The sequence below is a fragment of the Corynebacterium sp. DNF00584 genome, assembly GCF_001552965.1.
Taxonomy (GTDB): Bacteria; Actinomycetota; Actinomycetes; order Mycobacteriales; family Mycobacteriaceae; genus Corynebacterium; species Corynebacterium phoceense.
Window position 1 is genome coordinate 33,156 of sequence record NZ_KQ959744.1, and the last position, 17,276, is coordinate 50,431.

Genomic DNA, 17,276 nt, shown 5'->3' on the forward strand with positions numbered 1-17,276 from the left:
GCTTTAAGTTCGAGCTGGGGGGTTCGCTTGCAGCGTCGCTTATGTGCGCGAACTACGCCATGGCGAGCTCGGTGGCGCGCACGCCGGCATGGCGAGCGCTGGACTGGATGGCTTCCCAGTCCGTGGGCTCTGCGCCGTCGAGGGGGACGCACAGTCCCTCCCACGTGGTGACGGGAATGCCGCGGGCCTTGAGCTCTAGGATGATGAGCTCGCGCTGGCCGGTCGCCGCGAGGCGATGGAGCTCGGCGTGGGTGATATCCCCCTCTCCTGGGCGGGCGCCGACTTTCACGTTGCCGATGAGCCGCAGGCGCGGGGTGGCTGCGGGGCCGCAGGGATTGAGGGCATCGGAAGCATAGCGCTGGAGTAGACCGAGCGGTGCAGGAGAGGAAGAGATGAGGTCGACACACATGCCCGCAGCGATGAGGTGTTCTGCTGCGGACAGCGAGGATGGGCCCTCGCCGACGATGATGACGCGCTGGTGGTCGTGCATGCGTGTCGTCCTTTCTGTATCCCTAGACTGGCTTGTCTATAAATATAGACCGAGCCGTACACCTTGCGCAATTAACATTCATGACATCAGGCAAGCTCACGCCCCGTAATGTCCGGTTCGGGCTGCAGCAGACTGCGTGGTTCTTTAGAGTGTTCGGCATGACAGAACCGATTAATCTCCTGGACGCGGGAAAGACGTTCCGCGACCCGGCCATGAGCCCCGAGGGCACGCGCGATACCGCGCCGCTCGACCCCGAGGTGGCCGCCACTAACCGTGCGCTCGTCGAGGACTGGGCCGACAAGCTCCATGACGCGACGGCAGAAGAGATCATCGAGTGGGCCGCCGAGCACGCGCCGGGCCGCCTCGCCGTGACGATGTCCATGGAGAACACTGTTCTGGCCGAGCTCGCGCACCGCGCGCACCTCGACGCGGACCTTCTCTTTATTGATACGGGGTTCCACTTCCCGGAGACTCTCGAGACCGCCGACCGCGTCGCGGAGCGCTACCCGGACCTCCCGCTCGTGCGCGTCCTCCCGCTGTTGAGTCCCGAGGAGCAGGACGAGGTCTACGGCCCCCGCCTCTATGCCCGCGACGTCGCCGCGTATAACCGCATGCGTAAGGTCGAGCCGCTCAACATGGCGATGGACCCCTACGTCGGTTGGGTCACCGGCCTGCGCCGCGCCGACTCTGAGCACCGCGCCACCGCGCCGGCGCTGAGCCTCGACCAACACGGCCGCCTGAAGATCTCGCCGATTATTACGTGGGACCTCGAGGATACGGACGCGTACATCAAGGACCACGACCTCATCATCCATCCGCTTACGCTGCAGGGTTACCGGTCCATTGGCTGCGCCCCGCTGACCTTCCCCGTCGCAGAAGGCGAGGACGCGCGCTCGGGCCGCGTTTTTGCGGATGGCAAGACCGAGTGCGGATTGCACGAGTAAGGAGCTGACCCCCATGACTACGACTATTTCTAAAGCGCCGGCAGGCGCGCTGTCGCCGCACCTCAAGGACCTGGAGAACGAATCCCTCCACATCCTGCGTGAGGTCGCCGGCCAGTTCGACAAGGTGGGCCTGCTGTTTTCCGGCGGCAAGGACTCCGTGGTCGTCTTCGAGCTTGCCCGCCGCGCCTTCGCTCCGGCCACCGTGCCCTTCGAGCTCCTCCACGTCGACACCGGCCACAACTTCCCGGAGGTCATCGAGTTCCGTGACCGCCTCGTCGCCGAAACTGGTGCCCGCCTCCACGTCGCAAAGGTCCAGGACTGGATCGACCGCGGTGACCTGCAGGAGCGCCCCGATGGCACGCGTAACCCGCTCCAGTCCGTACCGCTTGTCGAAACCATCGCCGAGCGCCAGTACGACGCCGTCCTGGGCGGCGCCCGCCGCGACGAGGAGCGCGCCCGCGCCAAGGAGCGTATCTTCTCCATCCGCGACTCCTTCGGCGGCTGGGATCCGCGCCGCCAGCGCCCCGAGCTCTGGGACCTCTACAACGGCGGCAAGATGGCCGGTGAGAACGTCCGCGTCTTCCCCATCTCCAACTGGACGGAGTCCGATATCTGGGAGTACATCGGCGCCCGCAACCTGCAGCTGCCGTCCATTTACTACTCCCACCAGCGCGAGCTGTTTAACCGGGGCGGCATGTGGCTGTGCCCCGGTGAGTGGGGCGGCCCCAAGGAGGGTGAGGAGCTCGTGACCAAGACCGTGCGCTACCGCACCGTGGGCGACATGTCCTGCACCGGTGCCGTCGAGTCCACCGCGTCCACCCCGGACGAGATCCTCGCTGAGATTTCCATCTCCACCCTGTCCGAGCGCGGCGCCACCCGCGCCGATGACAAACTCTCCGAGTCTGCCATGGAGGACCGCAAGAAGGAAGGCTACTTCTGATGACTACCGCTATTGATACCGCAACGCCGCAGGTAGCCGCCCTCAAAGAGCGTGAGACCCTGCGCCTGTGCACCGCCGGTTCCGTGGACGACGGCAAGTCCACCTTCGTGGGCCGCCTGCTCTACGACACGAAGTCCGTACTCGCCGACCAGGTCGAGTCCATGGAACGCTCCTCTGCGGACCGCGGCTTCGACGGCATGGATCTTTCCCTCCTCGTCGATGGCTTGCGCGCCGAGCGTGAGCAGGGCATTACCATCGATGTCGCCTATCGCTACTTCGCAACGGATAAGCGCACGTTCATCCTCGCGGACACCCCGGGCCACGTGCAGTACACCCGCAACACCGTGACCGGCATGTCTACCTCCCAGGTCGTCGTCCTGCTTATCGATGCCCGCTATGGCGTCGTCGAGCAGACCCGCCGCCACCTCAACGTCGCCGCACTCCTGGGCGTGCGCCACGTCATCCTCGCAGTGAACAAGATCGACTTGGTCGACTATGACGAGGCGACCTTCCGCGCCATCGAGGAGGACTTCCACTCCATCGCCAATCGCCTGGGCATCACCGACTCCACTGTCGTGCCCATCTCCGCGCTCAAGGGCGATAACGTTGTCGAGCCGTCCACCAACATGGACTGGTACACCGGCCCCACGGTGCTGGAGGTCCTTGAGTCCGTCCCCGTCACCGGTGGCCGCGCGGAGGAACTCGACTTCCGTTTCCCCATCCAGCACGTCATCCGCGAGCACGCCTCGGACTACCGCGGCTACGCGGGCCGTGTGAAGGCCGGCTCCATCGCCGTGGGCGATGAGGTCACCGCCCCGCACGGCCGCACCACGACCGTGACCAACATCGACATCACCGATGGGCCTGCCGATGCCGCCCGCGCCGGCGACTCCATCGTCCTCCGGCTTGCCGATGAGATCGACCTCGCCCGCGGCGATCTCCTCGCCGCCGGCCCCCGCCCCGAGCCCGTCCGCGAGTTTGTGGCCACCGCCGTCGTGCTCACCGAGAAAGACCTCACCCCGGGCCAGATGCTCAAGCTGCGCTACGGCGCGGCCCAGGTCAAGGCCCGTATCACGAGCGTCGACCGCATCCTCGACCTCGATGGCGTCGCCGACACTGACAACCCGGAGAAGGCCACCCTCAACGACATCGCGCACATCACGCTGCAGACCGCCCAGGAACTGCCCGTGGAGGACTACGCCGCTCGTGGCGCCGTGGGCAACTTCCTGCTTATCGACCAGTCCAGCGGCAACACCCTGGCCGCTGGCTTCGTGGGGCAGCGCCTGCGCTAGATAGCGCCTTGTGCATTAGCCCTGAATTCGGCCGGGCATCGCAGAAATCCTGTGGTGTCCAGCCGAATTTCTGTGGTTTTCGGGGTGACATTTTTTGTAACCTCTGGGCGGCTACGAGGGCGTTCGCATGCTCGTTCTAGGCTCAAGTCCACGGCGCCCGAGTTCATGTCAGGGGTGCTTCATAAGGTGGACACCATAGCGCGCAATCCCGAGCGCTATGACCGATGTCGACCCTCGTACAAGAAAAGGAACCAACCTCATGTCCGCCCCCTATTCCCACAAACCCGGCACGCTGACCCCTAATCCGGCTGCCATCGCTGCCTCCGCGCGCCCGGTTGCTGCATCGCTCGTCGTCTATGGTGCCCTCGTTACCGTGGACTCGGTCCGCTACGCGGTCGTGTCGACCGGTTGCAATGGCCGCGCCAAGGACCTCTTCGTCCGCGTCCTGACGCCGGCCAAGGAGCGCGGCTTCGGCGACTACCCCGAGGACTGCCGCATGCAGGTCGCTCGTGCCGAGGCCATGGACCTCGCCGGCGTCATGGCCGAGGCCTTCCACCGCCTGTGGTCGCAGCATGCCGCTCCTGCAGAGGACGGCACCACGGCCGTGTACGTCTCCTCGCCGGAGGTCTGCCAGGTGCTCACCGCCTACCCGGAGGAATACCCTGGCATGGTCGTGCGCACCGTTGTCTCCGGCGCTGCGATGCAGTCCACGTGGCAGGCCTGCCGCACCTGGCACTCCGCTGCCGTGACCTCTCTGCAGGACGAGTACGAAGCCAAGCGTGCCCGCGAAGAGGAAGCCAAGGCTGCTGCCGAATACGCGGCTCTTGCTCACGTTGTCGTTGGCACGGACGCCTCCCGCAACACGTACGGCTCTACCGCTGGCTGGGCAGCCGCGTCCTCGACCGGCGACCTTTTTATTGGTAGCCTGCGCGCTCAATCCATCGCGCCCGCTGAAGCCACTGCCATAGCCTCGGCGGTGCAGGGCTACGGCCACCGTGGATTCCGCGTCATCGACGTGCTCACGGACAGCATGACGTGCTATCGCCTCTTCAACCAGCCGGAGGAGTACCCGGGCCTTCTGCATCACGTTGGCATGAAGAAGTGTGCGCAGATTGTCCAGGAATGGCGCGACGCCGGCGTCGTGGTCAACGTCCACTGGGTGCGCGGCCACCACGGCCACCTGCTCAACGAGTTCGCGGACCGCGCTGCGGTCTACGCGCGTCGCGACCGCGAGTGGCGCCTTCACGGCGGCCGCAACACTGCCGTCTGGGACCGCATCCGCGACGAGTTCACCGAGGCCCTGGCACACGCGGACATCGAGGACCTCATCGGCATGGAGTCCAACGAGGACTTCCACGCCGCCCCCGCCCTCGCCTAATTAAGGCGGGGGAGCCCCACGGCTCAGCCGCACCCCAAGAATGCCAAAGCCGACGCATCCACTGCGTCGGCTTCTGTGCATGCCTACTCGTTAGATGAGACCGAACTGCGAGGCGAGGCCACCCAGCGCGCCCAGCAGGCTGATGACGGCAGTGATGATGCCGATGATCGAGCCGGCATCCAGCGACGAACCCGCATCAGGGCTGTTCGAGCCAGGAACAAGGTCCGACGGATTCGGAATGATGGTGCCCGGAACAGACGGCGTGGGATCCGACTGGGACGGCACGACCGGCGTCACTCCTGCGTTGGTCAGCAACGCGGCATCGACGGACAGTGGTCCGATGACGTTCATCGGTTTGTCGGAGAAGAATCCCGTCGCCGAGACGCCCGAAATGACACCGATGATCTCGCCGTTGTTGTTGACTACCGGTCCGCCTGAATCGCCGTGCTCCCAGGAGGAACCATCGCTGGTCTCACCCATGAGCGGGGAGAGCAACTGACCATCGAAACTCATGGAGGTATTCGAGGACACGGGAATCGTGACAACGCCGCGCGAGACGCGTAGCGTGTTGTTCTCGTTGCCACCCATTCCATAGGCAGCGAACGTGGACTTCGCGCGGGCAGGAACCACGGAAGTGCGAGCGATATCCCCAGTCTAGGTTCGGCCCAGCTTGAGCACGGCGAGGTCGGACTTGTTACTTGCAGTGAAGCCAGTAACGGGGATGACGGTGCCATCCGGCGCCGTCACCGAGGTCGGATCGGCCTGGGTTGTGCAGTGGCGAGCGGTCAGGATGACGGTCGGCGAAATGGCTGCGCCGGTGCATACAAACGTGCCACCTGCGACGTCGGCGGTTACGCGCGCGGCGGTGTTCGAGAGGGCATCGGAAGCAATCGGCGCATTTTCAATAGCCGACGCCGGCGCCGCCATGAGGGAGGTGGTGGCAGCCAGAGCGACAGCAGCAGAGGCGAGGCGAGAGGCGAGAGACATGAAGCAACCTCGAGATTGAGTGATAGAGCGGGCGAAAGGAACAGGATTTCCTTTCTTAATTTAATAATTGTTTGTGAATTTCATAGTGTTTCACCAGGTGACATAAATCATGCACATATACGTGGCATGCAGGCTTTTGGGGGACCCGCGGTCAATCCAAACGGAGAAAGACGTGGAAGTAGTTTCCTGCGTCCTCAGTCTTTGTCGAGCCTTGAGGTTAAAAATTTCGGTCTTTTCGCCGCCGTGCACCTGGACTTCGCGCCGGGGCACTTCCGGCCGGGAAGTCTGGGCTGTCTCGCCCACCGCGCGCCGTATTCCACCGAGGCGGGCATGACCGCGACGTACGCCGAGCTTGCCGATGCCCTCTCGCTCACCTTTGCTCCCCGTCCCTCCGCCGCAGTCGAGGTCATGATCGTTCCCGCAGCTCAGAAAATCGGCAATCCCCATTATTTTGGTGCGCCAGAAGCTCTCGCGCAGGAAGATTGAACGTTCTAACACCCTGACTTTGAACGTTTCAACACTCTTTAATTGAACGTTTTAACACCCTGTGATTGAACGATTTAACACCCAGGATCCGAACGGTTCGGCGTTCCACTTGCCTGTGATGGCGCGAAATTTAGGACTTCGACTGGAGGTAGCCCAGGAATTCCTCGGTGAGGGGCTGCTCGAGAGTGAGGTGCATGGTCACCACGGGCTGGCCGGTTTGGGGCATGGTGGTCTGCTCGGGCTGACTGGGGTGAACGAGACCGAGATAGTAGAAGTCACGTCCCTCGGTGTCGTCGCGGCGCACGAAGAGGTGAATGGGCAGTTCGTCAGCGAGGATGTCGCGGACCTCGCCGCTGCGGAGCGTGCGGTTGGAGCGCGTAAACCACTTCATGGTGCCGGTGTCGAGAAACTTATCCTCGTAGGCGATGGAAGCGTCGACGTCTTCGGCCTTGTGATAGTTGACGAAAATGGGAATAGTCGCGGAGTACTTGTCGACCTTGTAGCCGTTGAGCGTGCCCTCCTGGTTGGACTCGAGACGCAGTAGTCGCGAGACGTCCTTGCGCGAGTACTTGTTGCCCACCTTGAGCTCGCCGCCGGTAAAGCCGCGCTCCCGGGAGAGGAAGAGCCCGGTCTCGATGACGTCGTCGACGTGAGTGCGGAACTCGAGATTGCCGCGGTAGGTCTCGGCAAAAGTGGGTTCGAGACGATAGATACCGTCGGCAAGAGCGACGACGCCCTCCAACTTGTAGGCCCCCTCCGTGAAGAACTCGAGGGAAAGAACGCGCTCGACCACGCTGAGATCAGCGGGGGAGTGCGCGGCGTGGTGGGCTTCGAGGATGTGTGTGAACTCGGCGACGGAGCAGGGGCCGTGTGCGAGCAAGCGTTGGAGGAGCAGGAGCTCTTGCGGGGCTTTGCCATGGAGCAGCTCGCGGGAGAGGAACTTGAGGAATTCTGACGCGCGGGGCGAGGGGGCATCGGCAAGCTTGGCCTTGACGAGCAAATCCCAATAATGATCCGTGCGGCGCGTGGCGAGGACGTAGGGGTCCGCGGTGTCGAAGCGGGCGAAGTCGATGAGCCGCGGCACGCGGCCGAGACGCGACTGGAGGGCGGCGATGTCTTTCTTGAACTCGGCGACGCCGTCAATGCGCGCTACGGCGAGCGAGGCGAAGATGCGCTGGCGGGCGACCTTCGTGAAGTTGACGCTGGAGACGCCGGAGATGGTGTTGTCCTCGCCGGCGTCGATGATCTTCTTGCGGATGGAGTCCTTGTTGCGGCTGTTGTCGCCAAAGAGGGCGACGGGAATGAGGTAGTTATTCGTGTAATTACCGATGAAGTCGATGACGCGCAGGTGGTCTTTGCCGGCAGCCTTGCGCAGGCCGCGGCCGAGCTGCTGGGTGAAGATGATGGACGACTGCGTGTTGCGCATCATGACGACTTGGTTGACCGAGGGGATATCCACGCCCTCGTTAAAGATATCGACGGTCAGGATGTAGTCGAGCTCGCCCGCGTTGAGCCGACGGAGCGCGGCGTCGCGAACCTCGGGACTGTCGTTGCCGGAAAGAGCGACGGTTGTGAGTGGACGGCCGTTGATTTTTGATTGGTTGAGCCCATTGCTGAGCTCCACCGCTTCTTCGATGCGGGAGCAAAAGATGAGGCCACGGACATTTTCGGCATGCCCGTAGGTCTCGAGCGTGCGTAGAATGTGGGCGAGCCGTTCGTGGGAGACGAGGCGGGACAGTTGCGTCGTATTCTCGATGAGTTCGCCGTCCTCGGTCTCATAATCGGTGACGCCGTAATAGTGGAACGGCGCCAACATGTCGTTATCGAGTGCGGCTTGGAGGCGAATCTCGTACGGCACGTTGTAGTCGAAGAGCTCAAAGATGTTGCCGCCGTCGGTGCGCTCGGGCGTCGCGGTGAGTCCGAGGAGGAAACCCGGCCGGAAGTAGTCGATGAGTGTGCGGTAGCTGGCCGCGGCGCCGCGGTGGACTTCGTCGACAACGATGACGTCGAAGGCATCGGGAGCGAACTGGCGATAGGCATCCCGGCTGTTGAGGGACTGCACGGAGGCGAACACATAGCGCGCGTCGGCGTCGTTATGGCCGCCGACGAGCAGGCCGTAGTCGTTGTCGGCACCGCCCAGCACGCGCTGGAATTCGGAGCGGGACTTGGAGAGAATCTCGCCTCGGTGAGCAATGAAAAGCACGCGGCGCGGGTCCATCTCCTTGACCGCAAGTGCGGCGAGGATGGTCTTGCCCGTGCCCGTCGCGGAGATGATGAGCGCCTTCTTCTCGCCAGCCTGCCGCAGCTTTCCGATGCCGTCGAGCGCCTCGCGTTGCATGGCGTTGGCGACGATGTGGCCAGCGTTCGGCGCCGCATCGGGCACGATGAGCACGCGGTTGCGCCGCGTCTGCTCGTAGCGTGCAATCCACTCTTCGGTGAGCAGCGTCCCCCGCGTGCGCTGAAGACGAACGGCATCCTCAAGCTGAAGCGCGATATCGCCGTCATAGCTCGTCGAGAACTTCAGGTTCCACTCGCGATTGTGAATGAGCGCATGAGGAGTGAGGTTGGCGCTGCCCACGATAGCGGTGACCTCGCCGGGGTCGTGGAAGACGTAACCCTTGGGATGGAAGCCGCCGTGCTCATCGTCGTGGACGTAGGCGGTGATGCCCTCGAGCCCCAGCAGCTCGCGGAACATGGTCGGCTCGTTGAAGTCGAGGTAGTTCGACGTGATGATCTCGCCGCGACCGCCGCGCGCCACGAACTCGAGAAGGTCCTCTTTGAGGAGCGCCAGCGCGCTCGCCGAGATAAACGCAACGGAGAAGGTAAACGATTCAGCGCGGCGCAGCTCATCGCGGATCGCGCGGTGCATGGTGTCCGGTTTTTCATTGCTGATGAGCCGCGGGTTGAGGATCTTCTCGGCGGGTGTGTGGCGATCGACAAATCCGAAGCGGACGTCGTCGAGGAGAGTGCGGCTATCCATGGCGTGCTGGTCTGTAGGTGTTTCCAGGGCCGTTCGGCTTAAGGCTGCTGCATGCGGGCCAGAACGAGCTCGACGGCCTCGACGTCAGCTGGCGCCCACTCGACGGACAACAGATCTTCCGGCGCGAACCAGCGGATCTCAGCGTGCTCGGTGAGCTTCGGTTCGCCCTCTTGCAGTCGGCACAGGAACGATGCAAGAACGACGATGCCGAAGTCGTATTCGTGCTCCGTGGTGACGAGGTGATCGCCAACCTGGGCGTCGATGAGGAGTTCCTCTTTGAGCTCGCGGTGCAGTGCCTGCTCCGGTGTCTCGCCCGGCTCGATCTTTCCACCGGGGAACTCCCAGAAACCCGCCAAAGACATCTGCTCGCCGCGCCGGGCTCCAAGAACCTTGCCGTCTCGGACCAAGACGGCGGCGGTGACTTCGATGCGCTTCTTCACGTTGTTCCTCCAGGCGTTCACACAGGACTACTTCTCCACAATGTACCGGACCTTTTGTCCTTAAATGCGCGCGTGGCCTGCGTAGATGACTCAAGGTTTTAGGGCAGTTGCATCGGCGCCGGCAGAGGCCATTTTGCTGTGGTGTCCATTCGGCTCGTGCCTCCCCCGTTCGAAGGGGTGGGAAGGTTGTAGTGAAGAGGCGTTAAATTTGGGAGTAGTACGCGGAAAGTTCTGCGGACAGGGGAGCGAAATTCGTATGATTTTGGAATGTCGAGTCCTCTCATCGTTACGGCCAAGTTTGAGAATGGCCTTTATCGGTGCCCGGTATGTGGGCGTTCAGTACAGTACTTCCCGAATTCAAAGTCTTTGCAGACGCATTTTCAGTTGAACGACAGTAAAACACTGTGTTCCAGTCGCAGGAAGGTGGTGCTCCTTGCACGACCTCAAACAATGAAAACGATTGATAAAGCAGGGCGCGTAGTCGGTCAATCGAATCCAAAGGGAGGAAAAGCAACTTCCCGATCGAACAAGCGTCGTAAAAACCACCCGCGGGTATCTAAACAGGACATTGCATCAGGACGCGTACCTGCGGCTGCGCTGCCATATTTGTTGGATGTCTCAGATGCAGGCAAAACAGATAACTCTGGCTCGATACATCACGGTTCGTCGACGACATCGAAGCGTAAGAAGCGTCAGAACCGTTCGAAGAGCTACGAACGGGCTTACGCCCCGCGAAGGCGCAAGAGCTGGCGTGAAGAGTATCCAATTTTTGCAGAAGACTCATGGGGTAATGACTATCTTGGCCCTGAGGGTGGAGAAACCTCAGTACGCGCGTCACGCGGCGGGCGTTTCGAAGGTAGCAGGAGTAAGCACTAATACAAGCTAATCCAGTTACCAGTATGACTGTGCTACGTGGTGACGACGGTTTCGGAATACGAACCGCGGTAAGCTCTCAGAGCATGAGCGCCATTGAAGAATTAGATAATCACTCCGCAACTATTCTGTTCGTCGCCGCTGTAGACAAAGAAGCCGCGGCCTTGCCGGAGGGCACTCCGCTGTTGGTGACGGGTATTGGCACGCTTCCGGCGGCGATGGCGCTGACGGAGTATCTCACGGTGACGCGCGAGGAGGGCACGCTGCCGCGCCGGGTGGTCAATATTGGCACGGTCGGCGCGCTGCGCGACGGGCTGGATGGCGTCTACGAGATTGACCGCGTGACCAAGCACGACTTCAAGCTGGAAATCCTCACCGATATTGACCGCTACCTGCTGCCCAAGGTCATCGAGATTCCCGTTTCCGGCAACCATCCGGTCCAGGGGTTGGCGACGGGTGACATGTTCGTTTCAGATACGCACACCCGTGAGCGTCTGGCGCAGGACTCGGGTCTATGCGACATGGAGGGTTACGCCATCGCGGCGGTCTGTCAGCGCTTCGGCGTGCCGGTGACGCTGCTCAAGCAGGTCTCGGATCCAGCTAATGAGTCGAGCGTGGGCAAGTGGGATGACGCTCTACCGCGCGCGGCGCACGAGCTGCACGAGGCGTGCGTGACATCGGGATTCCTTTCGCAGGCTTAGGTCGTTGTTCGCAACGGTTGCACCACGCCCGGTGGGACAGGGAAGTCTGTAGGAGGGGGCATCGGCAAGCTGGCCCGCCTGATGTGGGCTTGTACGTGGGGAGAAGCAGGAACGAAAAAGAAAATCACCTCGCCCGTAGGCGAGGTGTGGGCGCTTGTGTATGTAGATGCGCTCCGAGTGCTAGGCGCTCGGCGCCATCGCGAGGTAGAGCTCGCGCACCTTGGCGCGCGGGGAGTCGGGAGCGAGGCGCTCGATGTCGCGGGCGATGTCCATGTCGGGGCTGGAGTCAGTGGCGTTGTCGTCGGCAGCCTGTTCGGAAGCGACGGAATCTTCGGCCTTGGTGGCGTCCTTCTTCTTCGATTTCTTATCGGGCTTGGGCGCGCCGGTGACGATCTCAGCTGAAGCGGGATCGACCTCGCCGGAGCGGATGGAGGTCACGAGCGCGTTGTAGCGGAAGATGACGCCGATGGTCGCGGCGACGGGCACAGCAAGGAACGCGCCGATGATGCCAGCGAGGGCGGAGCCCACCGTCACGGAGAGCAGGATGATGGCCGCATGCAGGCCCATGGCCTTGGACTGCAGCAGCGGCTGGAGGACGTTGCCCTCAATCTGCTGGACGGCGACGACGATGATGAGCGCGATAATCGCGCTGGTGAAGCCCTGCGAAACGAGCGCGATGGCGACGGCGAGGACGCCGGCGGTCACGGCACCGATAACAGGGATGAAGCTGGCGAAGAACGTGACGACGCCGATGACGAAGGCCAGCGGCACGCCCATGATCCACAGGCCGGCGCCAATGAGGACGGCGTCGACGAAGGCGACGGTGGCCTGGGCCTGGATGAAGCCGGAGAGCGTCTTCCAGATGCGGTTGGACAGCTCCGTGATGTGCCAGCCAGTGGAGTGGCCCACGTACTTGCGCAGCCAGGGCAGGAACTTCTCGCCTTCCTTGATGAAGAAGAAGGTGAGGAAGAGCATGATGACGAGGTTGACCACGATGGAGCTCACCGTGGACACGCCAGAGAGCACGCCGCCAGCGATGTTGGAGGCCTGGTTCTTAATGAGGTTCGTGACGTCATCGACCACGGACTGGATCTGTGCCTGGTCGACGTTGAAGGGCAGCTGGTCCGTCATGCCGACGAGTTTGTTAATGCCTTCTTCGGCCTGCGAGAAGAGCTGGCCGCTCTGTTCCTTGACGGTCGGTGCCATGGCGACGAAGATGCCACCGACGATGACGAAGAAGCCCACCAGCGTTGTCGCCGCGGCGAGCGCACCCGGGAAGCGCCACTTCGTACGCATAAAGGCGGTGACGGGGTAGAGCACCGTGGAGACCAGAATTGCGAGGATAACGGGAAGCAGGCCTGCCCACACGAACTTGAGCACGTAGCCGATGAGCGCGATGGCCGCGACGATGACAATGAATCGCCACGAGAACGACGCCATCGACTTGAAGTCGTGGTGGATGACGGCGGTCTTGCGGTCGTGCGCAAGGGCATCGGGCACATCGGCGCCAATGCCTTCGGCGTCGGAAGCGACGAGTGGCTGCGCAATCTTTGCCTGGCTACCCGTGGCTGCCTGCGGCACGGCGGTGCCGTGTGCCTGTGTGGAGGTATTTTCTTGGGAATTGTCTGAACTCACCCGCCCTATATTGCCACAAATGCCCCAACCTCCTGCAGAAAGGGCAGAAAGTTGGGGCAGGACAGCGTGCGTCTATGGCACGCCGCAGGCGCGCTTAACGCGCGATGCCAGCGACCGAGCGGATGATACCGAAGCGGTGCATGGTCACCGAAACTGCCTGCTCCAGGAGGTAGGGCAGGAGCTCCCGGCGGCCATCGGCAAGCACCGGCTGGTCGAGGATGACCGAATTGGACTCCACCGCGGCCGTGCGGGCATCGTCCGCGACGGCGCCGAGGGCACGCACGCGTGCAGACGGCGTGTGGGCCAGCTCGCGGGCGAAGTCCTCGTCCGATTGTGCAGCGACCGTGACGCCCAGCTTGCCGATGCCCCGCTCCGCCAGCTCGGCTGCAATCTCCGGCGTCGCGGAGAAACGCGGCTCCACGTTGCCGAAGTGGACTCCGTCGAACTCGGCTCGGAGGAGGGCGCCGGCGAGGGCATGGCGGACGACGTCACGCAACGCGTAGCCGGAGCCGATGCGGATGCGCAGCGGCTCGAGCACTGGGCGGTAGCGGAAGATATTGGCTTCGGAGACGAGACCTGCGCGGTCGTGTTCGCGGCCGAATTCCTCCTGCCACGCGAGCTGGTCGAGTTCGGCGGCACGCCACAGCCAGGCGATGTCCTCCTCACTGAGGGCATCGGGAAGCTGGGCGAGCAGGGCCTTGACCGGGGCCTGAATGTCGACGTCGTGGACGCGGAGCTCGCCGTCGGACCACGTGCCCATCTGCGGGACGTAGTTGGGGCCGCCGGCCTTGGCACCCGGACCCATGACGGACTTCTTCCAACCGCCGAAGGACTGGCGCTGGACGATGGCGCCGGTAATCCCGCGGTTGACGTAGGCGTTGCCCACCTCGACGTGGTCCATCCAGTACTCGATCTCCTTGTCGTCGAGCGAGTGGATGCCGCCGGTGAGCCCGTAACCAGTGGCGTTCTGCCACGCGATGGCCTGCTCGAGGGTGTCTGCATGCATGATGCCGAGCACTGGACCGAAGCACTCGTTCAGGTGGTACCAGGAACCTGGCTGCACGTTATCGCGAATGCCCGGGGACCACAGGGTGCCCTCCTCGTTGAGCTTTTCTGGCTTGAGCAGCCACGTCTCGCCCGGCTCCAGCTGGGTGAGGCCGCGCAGGAGCTTCTCACCGGGAGCTTCGGCGAGACCGTTCATCGTCGTGGTGATGTCGTGGCCGGGGCCGACCTTAAGGGTCTTGGCGGCATCGATAAGCTGCGTGCGCAGGCGCTGCGAGGTGCCTGCGGCGCCGACGAAGATGACGAGGGAGGCGGCGGAGCACTTCTGACCGGAGTGGCCGAACGCCGAGTTGTAGAGATCCGCGATGGCCAGGTCCGGGTCCGCGGCCGGGGTGATGATGAGCGCATTCTTGCCGGAGGTCTCCGCCATGAGGTTCATCTCCGGGCGCCAGGAGCGGAAAAGCGCGCCGGTGTCCGAGGCGCCGGTGAGGATGACGGCGTCGACGTCCTCGTGGGAGATGAGTGCCTTGCCGGCCTCGCCTTCGTCGGTGAGGACAAGCTGGACCAGGCTGGTATCGAGGCCGTGCTCGCGCAGGCCTTCGTGGATGGCGCTGACCGCGACCTTGGCGCAGTGGACGACCTGCGGCGCCGGCTTGATGATGACGGCCGAGCCCGCCGCGAGCGCGGAGAGTATGCCGCCCACCGGAATGGCCACCGGGAAGTTCCACGGCGGGGTGACGACGGTGACCTGGTTCGGGGTAAAGATCGAGCGGGCATCGTCAAGCAAGCGTGCGGACTGCGCGTAGTAGGTGGCGAAGTCGATGGCCTCGGAGACCTCCGGGTCCGTCTGCGTCACCGTCTTGTTAGCCTCCCACGCGGCGACGGAGATGAAGTCCCCGCGGTGGTCCGCCAGTTTGTCCGCGATGGTGTCGAGGACCTCCGCGCGCTCGTGGCCGGTCTTCGCACCCCACTCGGGCGCCAGCGCCTTGGCCGTCGCGATGGCGGCGACAGCCTGCTGGGGATCGGTGACCTCTTCGATGCCGTGCTCGCCTGGGTTGGTGGTGAGCGCTTCCTGTGCCCACTGGCGGTTGGCATGCAGGGCCGGATCCGTGTCCGGCTCGTTGGTAAAACGGCCGGTGCGTGGGGCCTGGCGTCCTTGTTTGTTCGTCGATTCATCGACACGATCTTGGGTGCGCTTCGGGCCAGCAAAAGTCTCCCAGCGCTCGGCGACGGCGGTCCGGAAATGCTGCTCCTGATCGGCGAGGGCCTGCTTCTGGTCCGGCGCGAAGAGCGCGTAGAGGAAGTTCTGGGACGCGGAGTTTTCCTCGAGGCGGCGCACGAGGTAGGACACGGCGACGTCGAAGTCCTCGGCGTGGACGACCGGGGTGTAGAGAATCTGGCGGCCCTCGAAGCGGGTGCGGACCGCTTCTTGCTGTGCCGGGGACATGCCTTGGAGCATCTCCGAGTCGAGCATGCGCAGCACGCCGCGCTTGGTGGCGAGCTCGTAGGCCATGCCCGCGGTGAACAGGTTGTGCGTGGCGATGCCGATGCGCACGGCGTCCGCGAACTGCGGGCGCACGATGTAGTCAAGCAGGCGGTAGTAGTTCGCGTCGACCTGGGCCTTGTCCTCGTAGGTGGCGACCTTCCACCCGTGGATCTCGCCCTGGACGTGCTCCATGGAGAGGTTCGCGCCCTTGACGATGCGAATCTTGATGGGTGCGCCACCCTTGGCGACGCGCTCGACGCCGAACTCCGCGAGCTCCTCCAGAGCCTCAAACGTATCCGGCAGGTAGGCCTGGAGCACGATGCCGGCCTCGAGGTTGTGGAACTCCGGCTCGCTGAGCAGTTCCTTGAAGAGGCGAATGGTGAGGTGGAGGTCGTGGTATTCCTCCATGTCCAGGTTGATAAAGACGTGCGGGCTGCGTGCCACCGCGGCCTCGTAGAGCGGACGCAGGCGCTCCTTCAAGCGCTCGACCGAGCCATCGATATCCCAAGGATTGAGCTGCGCCACCATGGACGATGCCTTGACGGAGACGTACGTGACCTTGGGGTTCTGGATGAGCGCCAGGGTACGTGCCGCGCGGGAACGAGCCTCGTCCTCGCCGAGGACGGCTTCGCCGAGCAGGTTGAGGTTCAAGTGCTCGCCGGACGCCGCGGCCTTGTCGAGCATCTTGTCCAGGGCGTCCGACTCCGCGTCGAGGACCAGGTGGCCCACCATCTGACGCATGCGCAGGCGCGCGAGCGGCATGACGAGGCTCGGGAGGATCGGACCGAAGAAGCCACCCAGGCCCACGAGCGTGCCGTTGATAAGACCCAGGAAGCGCGCGTCATAGCGGCTAGTGACGTCCTTGAGGGCGTCGGCGGCCACGGCGTTGTCCTCCGGGCGCATGACGCGGTCGACGAAGTCCATGGTGAAGTTCACGCCATCGGAATCCCGCAGCAGGCTGGCGAGCTGCTCGGTTCCCTTGTCTTGCTCGTCCGCGCTGGCGTTGAGGAATTCGTGGGCGCGGGTGACGGCGGCCTCGACGACGGCGTCGACATCATCGGATTCCGGCAGGCGGGTGTAGGCAGGGGCAGAAGAATTCTGGCTGGTCATAGTGACAGTACCTCTCAGTCATGCTCACCGTGGCCGAACCCTCGAAAGCACGACACACGGTGCTCAGACACGTCCCTGCCTCTGGCTCGCGGCTGGTGTGCCGTGGCCCGGGGCGAGTCGGGTCCGAAGAAGAAAATATGTGGTGGTGCACTTGAGGGGGCCTCACGGGTGCGTGCGCCCTTGTAGGTACGAGGTGCCGGGGCCTGAAGCCGGGCTTTAACCGGGTCCTTATGCCTGGGGTTTCAACGTGGGCTTTATGCCGGGCACCGCGCGAGCTGTCATGTGACGCTCCTCTAACCTGGGTGCGTTCCGTGATCTATCTCGCTTGATGAGAAAAAATAGCGCTCGCGTTGGGCGTCGTCAACCCATTCACGCGGGCGGGGGTAACCGGGTTCTTTGGCGCAAGTGGAAAAATATTTTTTGCTTTTTACCTGCGGGTTTGGGGAAATTTGAAAGAAAGTTGAGTCATATGGGAACAACTTCGGAAGTCGTACCGTTGTGTAGGTTGAGTGACGGGCGCTCAAGGTTCTAC

At 63.3% G+C, this 17,276-nt stretch carries 11 protein-coding genes and 1 pseudogene; 6 read left to right on the forward strand and 6 right to left on the reverse strand.

Annotated elements, in window-relative coordinates; all coding sequences use genetic code 11:
• Positions 1-52 precede the first annotated feature (52 nt).
• Positions 53-490: a methylenetetrahydrofolate--tRNA-(uracil-5-)-methyltransferase gene (locus tag HMPREF0307_RS05320; RefSeq protein WP_066488762.1), complete on the reverse strand. Its 438-nt coding sequence runs from the start codon at positions 488-490 to the stop codon at positions 53-55.
• A 158-nt stretch (positions 491-648) separates the two neighbouring features.
• Between HMPREF0307_RS05320 and HMPREF0307_RS05325 the strand changes: the two genes are divergently transcribed.
• The 4 genes from HMPREF0307_RS05325 (at position 649) to HMPREF0307_RS05340 (ending at position 5,044) form a co-directional block, all read left to right on the forward strand.
• A complete protein-coding gene (locus HMPREF0307_RS05325; protein ID WP_066488766.1) occupies positions 649-1,434 on the forward strand; it encodes a phosphoadenylyl-sulfate reductase in 786 nt (261 codons plus the stop codon).
• 13 nt (positions 1,435-1,447) lie between these two features.
• Positions 1,448-2,374 (forward strand): sulfate adenylyltransferase subunit CysD, encoded by a 927-nt coding sequence (gene cysD, locus HMPREF0307_RS05330; RefSeq protein ID WP_066488770.1) that lies wholly within the window; start codon positions 1,448-1,450, stop codon positions 2,372-2,374.
• On the forward strand, positions 2,374-3,666 hold the full coding sequence (locus tag HMPREF0307_RS05335) for a sulfate adenylyltransferase subunit 1 (protein WP_066488780.1): 1,293 nt from the start codon (positions 2,374-2,376) through the stop codon (positions 3,664-3,666). Before cysD ends, HMPREF0307_RS05335 begins: the two co-directional genes overlap by 1 nt.
• Positions 3,667-3,925: 259 nt before the next feature.
• On the forward strand, positions 3,926-5,044 hold the full coding sequence (locus tag HMPREF0307_RS05340; RefSeq protein ID WP_066488785.1) for an RNase H family protein: 1,119 nt from the start codon (positions 3,926-3,928) through the stop codon (positions 5,042-5,044).
• A 90-nt stretch (positions 5,045-5,134) separates the two neighbouring features.
• On the opposite strand, the pseudogene HMPREF0307_RS13285 reads toward HMPREF0307_RS05340, so the two are convergent.
• A pseudogene (locus tag HMPREF0307_RS13285) lies at positions 5,135-6,031 on the reverse strand (trypsin-like serine protease).
• 243 nt (positions 6,032-6,274) lie between these two features.
• Here HMPREF0307_RS13285 and HMPREF0307_RS05355 point away from each other — a divergent pair.
• Positions 6,275-6,517: a hypothetical protein gene (locus HMPREF0307_RS05355; RefSeq protein WP_141759223.1), complete on the forward strand. Its 243-nt coding sequence runs from the start codon at positions 6,275-6,277 to the stop codon at positions 6,515-6,517.
• 130 nt (positions 6,518-6,647) lie between these two features.
• Here HMPREF0307_RS05355 and HMPREF0307_RS05360 read toward each other — a convergent pair whose 3' ends face one another.
• Both HMPREF0307_RS05360 and HMPREF0307_RS05365 read right to left on the reverse strand, forming a co-directional pair.
• Positions 6,648-9,497, reverse strand: coding sequence for a DEAD/DEAH box helicase (locus HMPREF0307_RS05360; protein ID WP_066488810.1), 2,850 nt, complete (start codon positions 9,495-9,497; stop codon positions 6,648-6,650).
• 38 nt (positions 9,498-9,535) lie between these two features.
• Entirely contained in the window at positions 9,536-9,937 is a 402-nt protein-coding gene (locus HMPREF0307_RS05365) for a (deoxy)nucleoside triphosphate pyrophosphohydrolase (RefSeq protein WP_066488812.1), read from the reverse strand.
• Between the two features lie 959 nt (positions 9,938-10,896).
• Between HMPREF0307_RS05365 and HMPREF0307_RS05370 the strand changes: the two genes are divergently transcribed.
• The gene (locus HMPREF0307_RS05370) at positions 10,897-11,511 is read left to right on the forward strand and encodes a nucleosidase (RefSeq protein ID WP_066488821.1); all 615 of its coding nucleotides are present in this window, start codon (positions 10,897-10,899) and stop codon (positions 11,509-11,511) included.
• Between the two features lie 180 nt (positions 11,512-11,691).
• On the opposite strand, the gene HMPREF0307_RS05375 is transcribed toward HMPREF0307_RS05370, so the two are convergent.
• Both HMPREF0307_RS05375 and HMPREF0307_RS05380 read right to left on the reverse strand, forming a co-directional pair.
• On the reverse strand, positions 11,692-13,146 hold the full coding sequence (locus HMPREF0307_RS05375; protein ID WP_231725064.1) for an AI-2E family transporter: 1,455 nt from the start codon (positions 13,144-13,146) through the stop codon (positions 11,692-11,694).
• Positions 13,147-13,240: 94 nt separating this feature from the next.
• On the reverse strand, positions 13,241-16,744 hold the full coding sequence (locus tag HMPREF0307_RS05380) for a bifunctional proline dehydrogenase/L-glutamate gamma-semialdehyde dehydrogenase (RefSeq protein ID WP_066488829.1): 3,504 nt from the start codon (positions 16,742-16,744) through the stop codon (positions 13,241-13,243).
• Positions 16,745-17,276: the final 532 nt, after the last annotated feature.